Origin of the sequence: Pseudomonas mandelii (genome assembly GCF_006438925.1) — a bacterium.
GTDB classification, from domain to species: domain Bacteria; phylum Pseudomonadota; class Gammaproteobacteria; order Pseudomonadales; family Pseudomonadaceae; genus Aquipseudomonas; species Aquipseudomonas mandelii_C.
Map to the genome: position 1 here is coordinate 113641 of NZ_RCZA01000012.1, position 15787 is coordinate 129427.

The following is a 15787-nucleotide window of genomic DNA, read 5'->3' on the forward strand; positions in this document are numbered from 1 at the left end:
GGAACGTTATCCACTCTATGCGGCTACGGAACTGGTTCCAGACGACCTTAGTATTAGAACGACATGACAGAATCGCCATTTTCCAGCAGACGCTGAAGCCAATGTGGGAGCGAGCTTGCTCGCGATAGCGGTGTGTCAGTCAACATCAATATCGACTGATACACCGCTATCGCGAGCAAGCTCGCTCCCACAAGGGAAAGCAAAAGGCCGCTTGGCGGTTATGCCAAGCGGCCTTCAGAAGTGCTGACTAGACGCGTCAGCTCAAATCATTTAGTCCAATCTGCAACACGTTCCGGGTGTTTGGCGACCCAATCCTTCGCGGCGGCTTCAGGTTTGGCACCATCTTGAATGGCCAACATGACTTCGCCGATTTCGTCTTTCGACGCCCACTGGAAGTTCTTCATGAACTTGGCAACTTCCGGAGCCTTGGTTGCCAGTTCTTTGCTGCCGATGTTGTTTACAGTTTCAGCCGCGCCATAAACGCCTTTCGGGTCGTCCAGGAAGCGCAGTTTCCACTTGGCGAACATCCAGTGCGGCACCCAACCGGTGACAGCAATGGATTCGTTTTTCTTCTCGGCACGGGTCAGCTCGGCAATCATGCCGGCGCCGGAACTGGCCTTGAGTTGATAGCCGGTCAGATCGTAGTCCTTGATGGCCTGTTCGGACTTGAGCATTACGCCCGAACCGGCGTCGATGCCGACGATGCGACCCTTGAAGCTGTCGTCGGTTTTCAGATCGGCAATACTTTTAGCTTTGACGTACTCCGGCACGATCAGGCCAATTCTTGCGTCCTTGAAGTTCGGACCGTAATCGACGACTTGATCCTTGTTCTTGGTCCAGTATTCACCATGAGTCACTGGCAGCCACGCAGACATCATGGCATCGAGTTTGCCAGTGGCCACGCCCTGCCACATGATCCCGGTGGCGACTGCTTGCAGTTTCACGTCATAACCGAGTTTCTGCCTGATCACTTCAGCGGCCACGTTGGTCGTGGCAACACTGTCCGACCAGCCGTCGACATAACCGATAGTCACTGCCTTGCCTTCGGCGCTGGCTACAGTAGAACTGATCGCCAGCACCAAAGCGGCACCTGCGCCCAAGAGTCGTCGCATCTTCATCGTTACTTCCCCGAAAGTGCTGCGCTCGACGGATGCCGAGTCGCGTCAACGTATTGTTATGGTGCACAGCGCCCCCATCACGCCCACCGCAAACTCGTCCGAACATCAGCGGAGTACTGATGCGTCGATAATCAACCTCACGACAATGGGGACCTTCTCTGCCAGCGACCTCAAGGCATCGAGAAACGACATCAGAACGCCATTAATCTAGACCACCGGAGGCCCGCCGGCCAATCCGCCCAAACTTTGCATGTCAAAAGTATGCAGGCCACCAAGCACGCGGCAAATGAAGGTAACATGCGCGGCTTTGCTCCCAGACGGCCTGACCATGCCCGCGACATCCCGCTTTCCTTTTTTTGCTTATCTATTCGCCTGCCTGCTGGGGCTTTTTGCCCTTGGTGGCTTTTGGTACGGCCTCGGGAAACCGGTGGTGCTGCCGGACGTGGCCAGCGCGACACACAAGTTGCAATGCGCCTCCTACACCCCGTTCGACAAGGACCAATCGCCGTTCGATCAGCCGTTCAAGCTGCGCCCCGAGCGCATGGACGCCGACCTCGCGCTGCTGGCCAAAAGCTTCGAATGCATCCGCACCTATTCCATGACCGGCCTAGAGGCCCTGCCCGACCTGGCGCGCAAGCACGGGCTGAAACTGATGATCGGCGCCTGGGTCAACAGCAACCCTGTGGACACTGCCAAGGAAGTCGACCTGCTGATCGCCTCGGCCAACACCAACGCGGACGTAGTGACCTCGGTGATCGTCGGCAACGAAACCCTGTTGCGCAAGGAAGTCACTGGCGCGCAGCTGGCCAAGCTCATTAACAAAGTCAAAAGCCAGGTCAAACAACCTGTCACTTACGCCGACGTCTGGGAGTTCTGGCTCAAGCACCCGGAAATCGCCCCGGCGGTGGACTTCCTGACCATCCATTTGTTGCCGTACTGGGAAGATGACCCGTCAAATATCGACGCCGCACTGCAGCATGTGGCCGAAGTACGTCAGGTGTTCGGCAACAAGTTCGCGCCCCAGGACGTGATGATTGGCGAAACCGGCTGGCCCAGCGAAGGCCGTCAGCGTGAAACCGCCCTGCCGAGCCGGGTCAATGAAGCCAAGTTCATTCGTGCTTTTGTCATCATGGCGGAGCAGCAAGGCTGGCATTACAACCTGATCGAAGCCTTCGACCAGCCATGGAAACGCGCCAGCGAAGGTGCGGTCGGTGGTTACTGGGGGCTGTTCGATGCCGATCGCCAGGACAAGGGCGTGCTCGCCGGTCCGGTGTCGAACGTGCCTTACTGGACACAGTGGCTGGTGGTGGGCGGCTTGATCTTCCTTGGCACGTTGATCCTCGGCGGCCGTGTACGCAACACTCGCGCAGCGCTGGTTCTACCGCTGTTGGGGGCGTTGGCCGCTTGCTCGATTGGCGCCTGGGGCGACCTGGCCCGTGTCACTACGCGGTTTACCAGTGAATGGCTGTGGGTCGCTTTGCTGACGGCTTTGAATGTGTTGGTGCTGGCCCATGCGGCACTGACCCTGAGCGCTCGCACCGGCTGGCGCGGACGCGCGTTCAACACGCTGGAACGTCGGGCGGGCTGGTTGCTCGCCGCGGCCGGTTTTGCCGCTGCGGTGACGATGCTGGAGCTGGTGTTCGATCCGCGTTATCGCAGCTTCCCGAGTGTCGCATTCATCCTGCCGGCGCTGGTCTATCTGTGCCGCCCGGTGAGCGTGCCGCGTCGGGAGATTGCCCTGCTGACCTTCATCATCGGTGCTGGCATTGCGCCGCAGCTTTACCGTGAAGGGTTGCAGAATCAGCAGGCCTGGGGTTGGGCGCTGGTGAGTGTGTTGATGGTTGCAGCGTTGTGGCGCAGTTTGCGGGTTCGCAAGGCTTAGTCTTCGGCGCATCTGCCGGCCTCTTCGCGAGCAGGCTCGCTCCCACATTGACCGAGTTCTTCAGGATAAACACGGTTAAATGTGGGAGCGAGCCTGCTCGCGAATACTGACTATCAGGCGACGCGGGTCGCGCGGACCAAACGCAATCCAGCAATCACCACTGCAAAAACAGCCAACGTCGTGTTGTACAACGCCAGCGCCGGAAACCCGAACACCAGCGCCAGCACCGCCAACCACCACCCTGCCCGGCCCGGTAGCACAAACCCGATAACGGCTGCCGCCAATGCCGCGAAGCCCAATACGTTGAAGTGAATCATCAAGCCCAGGCTCGAACGAACCCGGCATTCCCAACGGCTCGCTTCGTCCACGCAGAGGCCGACCCATTGAGCATCCTCCATAAAGCCATAACGCGCGCCATAACTGGCGGCCAGCCATAACGGCAGGAGAACGAGCAGCAGAATCACAGGCAGACGGCGGGACATGAAGCACTCCAATAAACGAAAACGGCGGCCAGCTTAATCTGCCGCTAGCGGTAAGCAAACGCGCGGAACAGATAATTGGCCACGAAATAGCTGCAAAGTGTATCGTCCGTCTACTATTACCCCAAAATTAGGCCTGATTGGTGCCGATCCATGGCACTTTGGCGCAAACCCCGTGGTCATAGCCTGCGAACTTCATTCGGCACCTTTCTCTAAGGGATCTAGTCATGCTCCGTTACTTGCGCTTCGCCGCCCTGTTTGGCGGCCTTATTTTGAGTGCGTCCGCACTGGCAGTGGACATCGACGCTGCCAGCTATGGCTACCCCTTGACCAACCCGTTCGAGGCGACCATCGCGACGACACCGCCGGACCTGCGTCCGGAGTTGCCGCTGGACGATGACATCAACCAGGAAACCCGCAGCGTCAGGTTACGCCCGGAGCGTGAGTTCGACCTGCCGGACAACTTTTGGCCGGTGAAGACACTCACCTATCGCATCGCCACCCAGGACAAAGCCGCACCGTTGATTTTCCTGATCTCCGGCACCGGCGCGCGCTATGACAGCAGCCTCAACGAGTACCTGAAAAAGCTCTACTACAAGGCCGGCTACCACGTGGTGCAACTGTCGTCGCCAACCAGCTTCGACTTCATGAGCGCCGCCTCACGCTTCGCTACACCCGGCATCACCAAGGAAGACGCCGAAGACATGTACCGGGTGATGCAGGCTGTGCGGGCACAAAACCCGAAAGTCCCCGTCACTGATTACTACCTGACCGGCTACAGCCTGGGCGCACTGGACGCGGCGTTCGTCGCGCATCTGGATGAAACCCGCCGCAGCTTCAACTTCAAGAAAGTCTTGCTGCTCAACCCGCCGGTCAATCTCTACACCTCGATCACCAACCTGGACAAACTCGTCCAGACCGAGGTCAAGGGCATCAACAACAGCACAACGTTCTATGAACTGGTGCTGAACAAACTGACCCGCTACTTCCAGCAGAAAGGCTACATCGACCTCAACGATGCCCTGCTCTACGACTTCCAGCAGTCCAAGCAGCACCTGAGCAACGAACAGATGGCCATGCTGATCGGCACTTCGTTCCGCTTCTCGGCAGCCGACATTGCCTTCACCTCGGACCTGATCAACCGTCGCGGCCTGATCACGCCACCAAAATACCCGATCACCGAAGGCACCAGCCTCACGCCGTTCCTCAAACGCGCGCTGCAGTGCGACTTCGACTGTTACCTCACCGAACAGGTCATCCCGATGTGGCGCGCCCGCACCGACGGCGGCAGTCTGCTGCAACTGATCGACCAGGTCAGTTTGTACGCGCTCAAGGATTACCTGCACGACAGCCCGAAAATCGCTGTCATGCACAACGCCGACGACGTGATTCTCGGCCCTGGAGACCTCGGTTTCCTGCGCAAGACCTTTGGCGATCGTTTGACCGTTTATCCACTGGGCGGCCATTGCGGCAACCTTAATTACCGCGTCAACAGCGACGCCATGCTGGAGTTCTTCCGTGGCTAAATACCTCCTGCTTATCGCAGCGCTACTCTGTGCAGGCGTCGCCAATGCCGACAACAGCAAAGCCAATGCACCGGTTGTGATTGACAGTGACGGCTTCAAGGAGCCGCTGAGCAAACTCAAATTCAACCCGGGGCTGGATCAGCGCGAGTTCGAACGCTCGACGCTTAGCGCGCTGGCCGTCTACGACCCACTGGAAGAATGGAACCGCCGCGTCTACCACTTCAACTACCGTTTCGACCAATGGGTGTTCCTGCCAGTGGTCGATGGCTATCGCTATATCACGCCGAGTTTCCTGCGTACCGGCGTCAGCAACTTCTTCAATAACCTCGGTGACGTGCCGAACCTGTTGAACAGCTTGCTGCAGTTCAAGGGGCAGCGCTCGATGGAAACCACCGCGCGCCTGCTGCTCAACACCACCGTCGGCATCGCCGGCCTGTGGGACCCGGCCACCGCCATGGGTCTGCCGCGCCAGAGCGAAGACTTCGGCCAGACGCTGGGCTTCTACGGTGTACCCAGCGGCGCCTACTTCGTGTTGCCGATCCTCGGCCCTTCGAACATCCGTGACACCGGCGGCCTGGTGGTGGACTTCAGTGCGGAATCGGCGATCAACTTCCTGAACGTCTCCGAAGTCAGCTCCAACCATCCTGAGGTCTGGCTACTGCGTGGCGTCGACAAGCGCTACCAGACCGGCTTCCGCTATGGCCAGCTGAACTCGCCGTTCGAGTACGAGAAAGTGCGCTACGTGTACACCGAGTCGCGCAAGTTGCAGATCGCCGAGTAATTCATCGGCAACAAAAAAGGCCATTCGATGTGGATCGAATGGCCTTTTTCATGCACGGAATCTCAAACACTACAAGTCAACTGTGGGAGCGAGCCTGCTCGCGAAAGCGGTGTATCAGTCAACATGGACGTTGACTGTTATGGCCTCTTCGCGAGCAGGCTCGCTCCCACATTTAGACAGTGCCCGGCTTCAACCTTTCATTGCTTTCCAGAGCTTGCTGACAACCATCACACCCGCCAACACCACCGCCCCCGCCACAATCCCCGCCACCGCATTCAGCAACGTCGGCACGATAAACCCGGCACCACCCGCACCCGCGCTGACGCTTTCAATCCAGTGATGAACCACCGGCACGCCGTGGGTGAGAATTCCGCCACCCACCAGAAACATCGCCGCCGTGCCGATCACCGACAGGCTTTTCATCATGTACGGCGCCGCACGCAGGATCCCGCCGCCGATACTTTTGGCCATCTGGCCAGGCTTCTGGGTCAGCCACAAACCGAGGTCGTCGAGTTTGACGATGCCGGCCACCAGGCCATACACGCCAATGGTCATGACGATGGCAATGCCCGAAAGCACGATGACTTGTTGGGTCAGCGAGGCATCCGCCACGATGCCGAGGGTGATGGCGATGATTTCTGCAGAGAGAATGAAATCGGTGCGGATGGCGCCTTTGATCTTGTCCTGCTCGAACGCCACCAGATCGACCGCCGGATCAGCCACGGCCTCGACCAGCTCTGCATGCTCGGCCTGGTCTTCAGCCTTGCTGTGCAGGAATTTATGGGCCAGTTTCTCGAAACCTTCGAAACACAGGTACGCGCCGCCGATCATCAACAACGGCGTGACCAGCCACGGAATGAACGCGCTGATGGCCAACGCCGAGGGCACCAGGATCAGCTTGTTGAGAAACGAGCCCTTGGCCACCGCCCACACCACCGGGATTTCCCGCTCGGCACGCACACCGGAAACCTGTTGGGCATTGAGCGCCAGATCGTCGCCGAGCACGCCGGCAGTCTTCTTGGCGGCCATTTTGGTCATCAATGCCACGTCGTCGAGTACCGCGGCAATGTCGTCGATCAGCAACAGCAAACTGCTTCCTGCCATGAATCAGGTTTCCTTCTTGAATGGATGCCGCGCAGCATAACGCGGTCGGGTGCCGCACGGGGCATTCTTGAGCGCCGCGCGAGGCCGGTGCTACCATGCGCAACCGCCAGAACAGGCAAGGAACCCCCTGGTTTATGAGCACTATCCGCGAGCGCAACAAAGAACTGATCCTGCGTGCCGCCAGTGAAGAATTTGCCGACAAGGGCTTCGCTGCGACTAAAACCAGTGACATCGCAGCCAAGGCGGGATTGCCCAAGCCCAACGTCTACTACTACTTCAAATCCAAGGAAAACCTCTACCGCGAGGTCCTGGAAAGCATCATCGAACCGATTCTGCAGGCCTCGACACCGTTCAACGCCGACGGCGTGCCCAGTGAAGTGCTGAGCGGCTACATCCGCTCGAAAATCCGCATCTCCCGCGACCTGCCCTTCGCCTCCAAGGTTTTTGCCAGCGAAATCATGCACGGCGCCCCGCACCTGAGCGCCGATCTGGTTGAACGACTCAACGGCCAGGCCAAGCACAACATCGACTGCATCCAGACCTGGATCGATCGCGCCCAAATTGCCCCGATCGACCCCAATCACCTGATGTTCAGCATCTGGGCCGCGACCCAGACCTATGCCGACTTCGACTGGCAGATTTCCGCGGTGACCGGTAAAGCGAGGCTGGATGAGGCGGATTATGAAGCGGCGGCGCAGACGATTATTCGGTTGGTGCTCAAGGGGTGTGAGCCGGACTGATACACCGCAGCGCGCCCTTCGCGAGCAAGCCCGCTCCCACAGGGTTTTGTGTTGAATGCACATTTATTGATCACTGAAGATCCACTGTGGGAGCCAGCCTGCTGGCGATAGGGGACGACTCGGTTTTGGATCAAACCCAAATAGCATCCCACAGCGGATAGTCGCCAAGCCGCCCTACCAACCCGGCCCGCAATGGGTTAGCCACAATATACCGAGCGACTTTTACCAAATCCTCTTCACGACGCAGCGCTCGATCATGAAAACCTCGCTGCCAAAGACTGACGCCACGACCGGTAGACAGATTCACTGCCTTGGTACTCAACGATTTGGTCCTTTGCATCAGTCCAGCCAGCGAGCCCTGCTGCAACTCGATCAGCCAATGAAAATGATCCGGCATGACGACCCAGGCCAGTGAGTTTGTACAACCTTGGTCCTGCGCAGCGCGAAATTGCGAGACGACTAATCTGCCCAAGGTGAAGTCCTTGAAAACAGGTTCTCGGTCGAGTGTGTTTGTCGTTAAGAGATAGATGCGGCTTTGCTCGGCGTAGCGGCTGATGCGCAAACGGTTTGAAGCAGGTAAATCCAGCATTCCTTTGCCCTTTTAATGATGAAATCAAAAAGAGCCTAGCCTTGTGATGACCGACAGGCGGGGGGCGGATTTTTGGCAGGATGTGTCTGGCAGGCCGCCATCGCCAGCAGGCTGGCTCCCACAGTTTATCTCTGACACTCAGATAATCCCCTGTGGGAGCCAGCCTGCTGGCGATGGCGGTATATCAATCACCCATTAATCAAGCAGTAACCCCCGCATCCGCCCGCAACCCCAGCGCCTCGATCGCACTGATCGCACACTGCTCATCAACATCCGACAAATCGCCGCTGATACCAACAGCCCCCAGCACGTTCCCGTCCTGATCCCGAATCAACACCCCACCCGGTGCCGGCACAACACTGCCCTGCCCCAGACTATTCAAAGCGGCGATAAACGCCGGTCGTTGTTGTGCATCCAGCGCCAGCAGGCGTGAGCCTTTGCCCAGGGCGATGGCGCCCCAGGCTTTGCCGATGGCGATCTGCGGGCGCAGCAGGCTGGCGCCGTCTTCACGCTGCAGGGTGACCAAGTGCCCACCCGCATCCAGTACTGCGATGGTCAATGGAGCCGCCGAGATTGCACGCCCTGCGGAAATAGCCTGATTGGCCAGGTTGACTGCAACTTTCAAGGTTAAAGCGCTCATGGTGCCGTCCTCATTTTGTTATAGGGAAAGCGGTTGGACTGTTTTTTGTTAAGCAGTCCGATGCAACAAATAGAACACAATGAGTTATTTTTTTGTATACAATAATTCTCGAAAAGCGCCACATGCGACGAAAAGCCACAGTAGATCGGGCTTCCGACGAATGAAACGGCCGCTTGAGAAAATGGATTGACCTGCGCCGTCCGCCGTGAATACACTCTGCGCAAAGCCACTTGTATACAATTACAAAACGTAAGAGGCACCAAAACCATGAGCAAAATGAGAGCAATCGAAGCCGCCGTTCTGGTGATGCGCCGTGAAGGGGTTGATACCGCTTTTGGCATCCCGGGCGCCGCGATCAACCCGCTGTACTCCGCCTTGCAGAAGGTCGGTGGCATCGATCACGTCCTCGCTCGCCACGTTGAAGGCGCCTCGCACATGGCCGAGGGCTACACCCGCACCAAGGCCGGCAACATCGGCGTGTGCATCGGCACTTCCGGACCTGCCGGTACCGACATGGTCACCGGGCTCTACAGCGCCTCGGCCGACTCGATCCCGATTCTTTGCATTACCGGCCAGGCCCCCCGCGCCCGTATGCATAAGGAAGACTTCCAGGCTGTCGACATCACCGCGATCGTCAAACCAGTGACCAAGTGGGCAACCACCGTCATGGAGCCGGGCCAGGTGCCTTACGCGTTCCAGAAAGCCTTCTACGAAATGCGCTCCGGCCGTCCGGGTCCGGTGCTGATCGATCTGCCGTTCGACGTGCAGATGGCTGAAATCGAATTCGACATCGACGCCTATGAACCACTGCCGCTGGCCAAGCCAACCGCTAACCGCGTGCAAATCGAGAAGGCCCTGGCCATGCTCGATCAGGCCGAGCGTCCGTTGTTGGTGGCCGGTGGCGGCATCATCAATGCCGACGCCAGCGAATTGCTGGTCGAGTTCGCCGAGCTGACCGGTATTCCGGTGGTCCCGACCCTGATGGGCTGGGGCACGATCCCGGACGATCACCCATTGATGGTCGGCATGGTCGGCCTGCAAACCTCGCACCGCTACGGCAACGCGACGATGCTCAAATCCGACCTGGTGTTGGGTGTCGGTAACCGCTGGGCCAACCGTCACACCGGTTCGATCGACGTTTACACCGAAGGCCGCAAGTTCATTCACGTCGACATCGAACCGACCCAGATCGGCCGCGTGTTCACCCCGGACCTGGGCATCGTGTCCGACGCCGCTGCCGCGCTGACCGTGTTCATCGAAGTCGCTCGCGAATGGCAAGCCGCCGGCAAGCTGAAAAACCGCAGTGCCTGGTTGCAAGACTGCCAGCAGCGCAAATCCAGCCTGCAGCGCAAGACTCACTTCGACAACGTGCCGGTCAAGCCGCAGCGGGTTTACGAAGAGATGAACCAGGTGTTCGGCAAAGACACGTGCTACGTCAGCACCATCGGCCTGTCGCAGATTGCCGGCGCGCAGTTCCTGCACGTCTACAAACCGCGTCACTGGATCAACTGCGGTCAGGCCGGCCCGTTGGGCTGGACCATTCCGGCAGCGCTGGGCGTGGTCAAGGCTGATCCGACCCGCAAGGTCGTGGCACTGTCGGGCGACTATGACTTCCAGTTCATGATCGAAGAACTGGCGGTGGGTGCGCAGTTCAAGCTGCCGTACATCCACGTGGTGGTGAACAACTCGTACCTGGGGCTGATTCGTCAGGCTCAGCGCGGTTTCGACATGGACTACTGCGTACAACTGTCCTTCGACAACCTCAATGCGCCGGAACTCAACGGTTACGGTGTCGACCACGTCGCAGTCGCCGAAGGTCTGGGCTGCAAGGCGCTGCGTGTGTTCGAACCGGGCCAGATCCAGCCTGCCCTGCGCAGGGCTCAGGAGCTGATCGAAGAGTTCAAGGTGCCGGTGATCGTCGAGATTATTCTGGAGCGTGTGACCAACATTTCCATGGGCACCGAGATCAACGCCGTCAACGAATTCGAAGACCTGGCGCTGGTCGGCAACGATGCGCCGACTGCAATTTCGCTGCTGGATTGACCCGGTCTGGCCCCCTCTCCCCCCGGGAGAGGGCTGGGGTGAGGGAAAGGTTTTGCGGCGCTCGCATTATCGGGATCAGACTTCAGATTCCCCCTCACCCTAACCCTCTCCCCCAGGAGAGGGGACTGATCGCGTTTAGCCGGGCCATCTGTATTTAATCTGCACGAGGAGACCACCATGCCGCGTTTCGCAGCCAACCTGTCCATGCTGTTCACCGAGCAGGATTTTCTTGCCCGTTTTGAAGCTGCCGCCAAGGCCGGCTTCAGTGGTGTCGAATACCTGTTCCCTTACGATTTCAGCTCTGCCGAGATCAAAGCCAAGCTCGATGCCAATGGCTTGACCCAGGTGCTGTTCAACCTGCCGGCCGGTGACTGGGCCAAGGGCGAGCGCGGTATCGCGTGCCTGCCGGATCGGGTTGAAGAGTTCCGCGCCGGTGTCGACCTGGCGATTGCCTATGCGAAAGTGTTGGGCAACACCCAGGTCAACTGCCTGGCCGGTATTCGTCCACAAGGCGTCGACGATGCCACCGTGGAAAAAACCTTTGTCGCCAACCTCAAGTACGCCGCCGACAAGCTGCAAGCGGCGGGCATCAAACTGGTGATGGAAGCGATCAACACCCGCGACATTCCGGGCTTCTACCTGAACAACACGGCGCAAGCCCTGTCGATTCGCGAACAGGTCGGCAGCGCCAACCTGTTCCTGCAATACGACATCTACCACATGCAAATCATGGAGGGCGACCTGGCCCGCACCATGGCTGCGCACCTGGGCGAGATCAACCACATCCAGTTGGCCGACAACCCTGGGCGCAACGAACCGGGCACCGGTGAGATCAACTACCGCTTCCTGTTCGAACACCTGGACCGCATCGGTTATCAGGGTTGGGTTGGCTGCGAATACAAGCCGCTGACCACCACCGAGGCAGGTCTAGGCTGGCTTAAAACCCATAACGCGATCTGATCGAACACATTCACCCCTGTAGGAGCTGCCGAAGGCTGCGATCTTTTGATTTTAAAAACCTGAAGATCAAAAGATCGCAGCCTTCGGCAGCTCCTACGGCTGTTTATAAAAACAAGAGGATTTTCTCATGGCTAAAATCGGATTTATCGGCACCGGCATCATGGGCCACCCAATGGCGTTGAACCTGCAGAAAGCCGGTCACAGCCTGTTCCTGTCGGCGCACCACGACGCTGCGCCTGCTGACCTGATTGCCGGTGGCGCCGTCGCCCTGGCGAACCCGAAAGAAGTCGCGCAAGAAGCCGAATTCATCATCGTCATGGTGCCGGATACCCCGCAGGTCGATGACGTGCTGTTCCGTGCCGACGGTGTTGCGGCCGGTGTTGGCAAAGGCAAAGTCGTGATCGACATGAGCTCGATCTCGCCAACCGCCACCAAAGCCTTCGCTGCCAAAATCAACGAAAAAGGCGCTCAGTACCTCGACGCGCCAGTGTCCGGCGGTGAAGTCGGCGCCAAGGCCGCGACCCTGAGCATCATGGTCGGCGGTGAGGCTGATGCCTTCGAACGCGTTCTGCCGCTGTTCCAGGCGATGGGCAAGAACATCACCCTGGTGGGCGGCAACGGCGACGGTCAAACCGCCAAAGTGGCGAACCAGATCATCGTGGCGCTGAACATCCAGGCCGTGGCCGAAGCCCTGCTGTTTGCGTCGAAAAACGGTGCCGATCCCGCCAAGGTGCGCGAAGCACTGATGGGCGGCTTCGCATCCTCGAAGATCCTCGAAGTGCACGGCGAGCGCATGATCAAAGGCACCTTCGACCCAGGCTTCCGCATCAGCCTGCACCAGAAAGACCTGAACCTGGCCCTGGCCGGCGCGCGCGAGTTGGGCATCAACCTGCCGAACACCGCCAACACCCAGCAAGTGTTCAGCACCTGCGCAGCGATCGGTGGCAGCAACTGGGACCACTCAGCGCTGATCAAGGGCCTGGAACACATGGCGAATTTCTCGATTCGCGATAAGTAAGCAAGCCCCGCACAAAACTTTGTGGGAGCGAGCCTGCTCGCGAAAGCGGCTTCACATTCAACATCTATGTTGGCTGACACGCAGCATTCGCGAGCAGGCTCGCTCCCACAGGGGCCGCATCAAACCCAATAACAAGAAATCCGGGAGCCCGCCATGTCGGTCAATCCGCAACAATTCCTGCGCGAGCTGTTTGCCACAGCCATCGACGCGGCCCATCCGCAGCAAGTCCTCGAAGCCCATTTACCTGCCGATCGCAGCGGTCGGGTGATCGTCATCGGCGCCGGCAAAGCCGCGGCGGCCATGGCCCAAGTGGTGGAACGTTGCTGGCTGGGTGAAGTATCAGGTTTAGTGGTGACGCGTTATGGTCACGGCGCCCCGTGTGAAAAAATCGAAGTGGTCGAAGCCGCTCACCCGGTGCCCGATGCTGCCGGTCTGGCGGTCGCCAAACGCGTGTTGGAACTGGTCAGCAACCTGACCGAAGACGACCGTGTGATCTTCCTGCTCTCGGGCGGTGGCTCTGCCCTGCTGGCGTTGCCCGCGGCCGGCATCACCCTGGCCGACAAGCAGTCGATCAACAAAGCCCTGCTCAAATCCGGCGCCACCATTGGCGAGATGAATTGCGTACGCAAACACCTCTCGGCGATCAAGGGCGGCCGCCTTGGCAAAGCCTGCTGGCCTGCCACTGTTTATACCTATGCGATTTCCGATGTACCGGGCGACCTCGCCACGGTCATCGCCTCCGGTCCCACCGTGGCCGACCCGAGCACCTCCGCCGAAGCCCTGGCGATCCTCAAACGCTACGCCATTGAAGTCCCGGCCTCGGTGCGCAACTGGCTGCAGAGCCCCGAATCAGAGACAGTCAAACCCGGCGACCCTAGCCTGGCGCGCAGTCACTTCCAGTTGATCGCTCGCCCACAACAGTCGCTTGAAGCCGCTGCGGTGAAAGCGCGTCAGGCCGGTTTCAGCCCGCTGATCCTTGGCGACCTGGAGGGCGAATCCCGCGAAGTGGCCAAGGTTCACGCCGGTATCGCCCGTCAGGTCGTGCTGCACGGTCAACCATTGGCGGCGCCCTGCGTAATCCTCTCGGGCGGTGAAACCACCGTCACCGTGCGCGGCAATGGCCGTGGCGGACGCAACGCCGAATTCCTGCTGAGCCTGACCGACTGCCTCAAAGGCCTGCCCGGCGTCTATGCGCTGGCCGGCGACACCGATGGCATCGATGGCTCCGAAGACAACGCCGGCGCAATCATGACCCCGGACAGCTACATCCGCGCCGCCGTCCTCGGCCTGAGCGCCAGCGACGAGTTGGACAACAACAATGGCTACGGCTATTTCGAGGCGCTGGACGCGCTGATCGTCACTGAACCGACCCGCACCAACGTCAACGACTTCCGTGCCATCCTGATTCTCGAGAGCCCTAAAAATGACGCCTGACAAGAAGGTCAAAATCCTCGCCACCCTCGGTCCTGCCACTCACGGGATCGACGACATCCGTGAACTGGTGCAGGCCGGGGTCAACATCTTTCGCCTGAACTTCAGCCACGGCGATCACGCCGACCACGCTCAGCGCTACCAGTGGATTCGTGAAGTCGAGCGGCAGCTGAATTATCCACTGGGCATTCTGATGGACCTGCAAGGCCCGAAACTGCGGGTCGGCAAGTTCGCTCAGGGCAAGGTGCAATTGCATCGCGGTCAGGCGCTGCGTCTGGATCTTGACCCGACGCCGGGGGACGAGCGCCGGGTCAACCTGCCTCACCCGGAAATCATCGCGGCGCTCGAACCGGGCATGGACCTGCTACTGGATGACGGCAAGCTGCGACTTCGCGTGGTGACAAAGTACTCCGACGCCATCGACACCACGGTGCTGAATGGTGGCGAGCTGTCGGATCGCAAAGGCGTGAACGTACCGCAAGCGGTGCTGGAACTGAGCCCGCTGACCGCCAAGGATCGTCGTGATCTGAGCTTCGGTCTGGAGCTGGGTGTGGACTGGGTCGCGCTGTCGTTTGTGCAGCGCCCGGAAGACATCCGCGAGGCGCGCGAGCTGATCGGCGACAAAGCGTTCTTGATGGCCAAGATCGAGAAGCCTTCGGCCGTGACGCAACTGCGCGAAATCGCTGAGTTGAGCGATGCGATCATGGTTGCTCGCGGTGACCTGGGCGTGGAAGTGCCGGCCGAAAGCGTGCCGCAGATTCAGAAAAACATCATCACCATCTGCCGTCAGCTCGGCAAACCGGTGGTGGTGGCGACGCAGATGCTGGAGTCAATGCGCTTCTCCCCTGCCCCGACCCGTGCCGAGGTGACCGATGTTGCCAACGCCGTGGCCGAAGGTGCGGATGCGGTGATGCTGTCGGCGGAAACCGCGTCCGGTGAGTACCCGCTGGAAGCTGTGCAGATGATGAGCAAAATCATTCGCCAAGTGGAAAACGGCCCGGACTATCAGGCGCAACTGGACGTCAGCCGGCCTAAGGCTGAAGCGACTGTTTCCGATGCGATCAGCTGCGCGATTCGTCGCATCAGCAATGTGCTGCCGGTGGCGGTGCTGGTGAATTACAGCGAGTCCGGCACCTCGAGTTTGCGTGCGGCGCGGGAACGGCCAACGGTGCCGATCCTCAACCTGACGCCGAACCTGCAAACCGCTCGCCGTCTGACGGTGGCGTGGGGCGTGCACTCGGTGGTCAATGATCGGCTGCGGCAGGTGGATGAGGTGTGCTCGACGGCGCTGGAGATTGCCCAGGCGCAGGGCATGGCCAAGCGCGGGGACACGTTATTGATCACTGCGGGTGTGCCGTTTGGGCAGCCGGGGTCGACTAACTCCTTGCGTATCGAGACGTTGATCTAGAGCGCCCATACCGGTCTCATCGCCAGCAGGCTGGCTCCCACATTGGTTTTGTGTCGATCACGGAATCA

Annotated in this window: 14 protein-coding genes; 9 read left to right on the forward strand and 5 right to left on the reverse strand. The window is 59.5% G+C overall.

Annotated features, from left to right (window positions below):
- Nucleotides 1-266: 266 nt before the first annotated feature.
- Nucleotides 267-1118, reverse strand: coding sequence for a glycine betaine ABC transporter substrate-binding protein (locus EAH74_RS25225; RefSeq protein ID WP_056745045.1), 852 nt, complete (start codon nucleotides 1116-1118; stop codon nucleotides 267-269).
- A 286-nt stretch (nucleotides 1119-1404) separates the two neighbouring features.
- Between EAH74_RS25225 and EAH74_RS25235 the strand changes: the two genes are divergently transcribed.
- The gene (locus EAH74_RS25235; RefSeq protein ID WP_140681899.1) at nucleotides 1405-3000 is read left to right on the forward strand and encodes a beta (1-6) glucans synthase; all 1596 of its coding nucleotides are present in this window, start codon (nucleotides 1405-1407) and stop codon (nucleotides 2998-3000) included.
- Nucleotides 3001-3113: 113 nt separating this feature from the next.
- On the opposite strand, the gene EAH74_RS25240 is transcribed toward EAH74_RS25235, so the two are convergent.
- A complete protein-coding gene (locus tag EAH74_RS25240) occupies nucleotides 3114-3482 on the reverse strand; it encodes a hypothetical protein (RefSeq protein ID WP_140681901.1) in 369 nt (122 codons plus the stop codon).
- Nucleotides 3483-3706: 224 nt separating this feature from the next.
- Between EAH74_RS25240 and EAH74_RS25245 the strand changes: the two genes are divergently transcribed.
- Together EAH74_RS25245 and EAH74_RS25250 are read left to right on the forward strand one after the other, a co-directional pair.
- Nucleotides 3707-5005, forward strand: coding sequence for a serine/threonine protein kinase (locus tag EAH74_RS25245; RefSeq protein WP_140681903.1), 1299 nt, complete (start codon nucleotides 3707-3709; stop codon nucleotides 5003-5005).
- Entirely contained in the window at nucleotides 4998-5786 is a 789-nt protein-coding gene (locus EAH74_RS25250) for an MlaA family lipoprotein (RefSeq protein ID WP_140681905.1), read from the forward strand. Before EAH74_RS25245 ends, EAH74_RS25250 begins: the two co-directional genes overlap by 8 nt.
- A gap of 189 nt (nucleotides 5787-5975) precedes the next feature.
- Here EAH74_RS25250 and EAH74_RS25255 read toward each other — a convergent pair whose 3' ends face one another.
- Nucleotides 5976-6890 carry a DUF808 domain-containing protein gene (locus tag EAH74_RS25255; protein ID WP_140681907.1) on the reverse strand — a complete coding sequence of 305 codons (915 nt, stop codon included), beginning with the start codon at nucleotides 6888-6890 and terminating at the stop codon, nucleotides 5976-5978.
- A gap of 134 nt (nucleotides 6891-7024) precedes the next feature.
- Between EAH74_RS25255 and EAH74_RS25260 the strand changes: the two genes are divergently transcribed.
- Nucleotides 7025-7630, forward strand: coding sequence for a TetR/AcrR family transcriptional regulator (locus EAH74_RS25260; RefSeq protein WP_140681909.1), 606 nt, complete (start codon nucleotides 7025-7027; stop codon nucleotides 7628-7630).
- A gap of 130 nt (nucleotides 7631-7760) precedes the next feature.
- Here the strand turns inward: EAH74_RS25260 and EAH74_RS25265 are convergent, their stop codons facing one another.
- On the reverse strand, nucleotides 7761-8219 hold the full coding sequence (locus EAH74_RS25265; RefSeq protein ID WP_140681911.1) for an REP-associated tyrosine transposase: 459 nt from the start codon (nucleotides 8217-8219) through the stop codon (nucleotides 7761-7763).
- Nucleotides 8220-8418: 199 nt separating this feature from the next.
- Nucleotides 8419-8859 carry a GlcG/HbpS family heme-binding protein gene (locus EAH74_RS25270; RefSeq protein ID WP_140681913.1) on the reverse strand — a complete coding sequence of 147 codons (441 nt, stop codon included), beginning with the start codon at nucleotides 8857-8859 and terminating at the stop codon, nucleotides 8419-8421.
- A 267-nt stretch (nucleotides 8860-9126) separates the two neighbouring features.
- On the opposite strand from EAH74_RS25270, the gene gcl reads away from it, so the two are divergent.
- The 5 genes from gcl (at nucleotide 9127) to pyk (ending at nucleotide 15719) form a co-directional block, all read left to right on the forward strand.
- Nucleotides 9127-10902, forward strand: a complete 1776-nt coding sequence (gene gcl / locus EAH74_RS25275) for a glyoxylate carboligase (protein WP_140681915.1) — start codon at nucleotides 9127-9129, stop codon at nucleotides 10900-10902.
- Between the two features lie 177 nt (nucleotides 10903-11079).
- On the forward strand, nucleotides 11080-11862 hold the full coding sequence (gene hyi, locus EAH74_RS25280; protein ID WP_010456880.1) for a hydroxypyruvate isomerase: 783 nt from the start codon (nucleotides 11080-11082) through the stop codon (nucleotides 11860-11862).
- Between the two features lie 127 nt (nucleotides 11863-11989).
- Nucleotides 11990-12880, forward strand: a complete 891-nt coding sequence (locus EAH74_RS25285; protein WP_074874627.1) for a 2-hydroxy-3-oxopropionate reductase — start codon at nucleotides 11990-11992, stop codon at nucleotides 12878-12880.
- Between the two features lie 153 nt (nucleotides 12881-13033).
- Nucleotides 13034-14314: a glycerate kinase type-2 family protein gene (locus EAH74_RS25290; RefSeq protein WP_140681917.1), complete on the forward strand. Its 1281-nt coding sequence runs from the start codon at nucleotides 13034-13036 to the stop codon at nucleotides 14312-14314.
- Nucleotides 14304-15719, forward strand: coding sequence for a pyruvate kinase (gene pyk / locus EAH74_RS25295; protein ID WP_140681919.1), 1416 nt, complete (start codon nucleotides 14304-14306; stop codon nucleotides 15717-15719). The genes EAH74_RS25290 and pyk overlap by 11 nt, the downstream gene beginning before the upstream one ends.
- The last annotated feature ends 68 nt before the right edge of the window (nucleotides 15720-15787 follow it).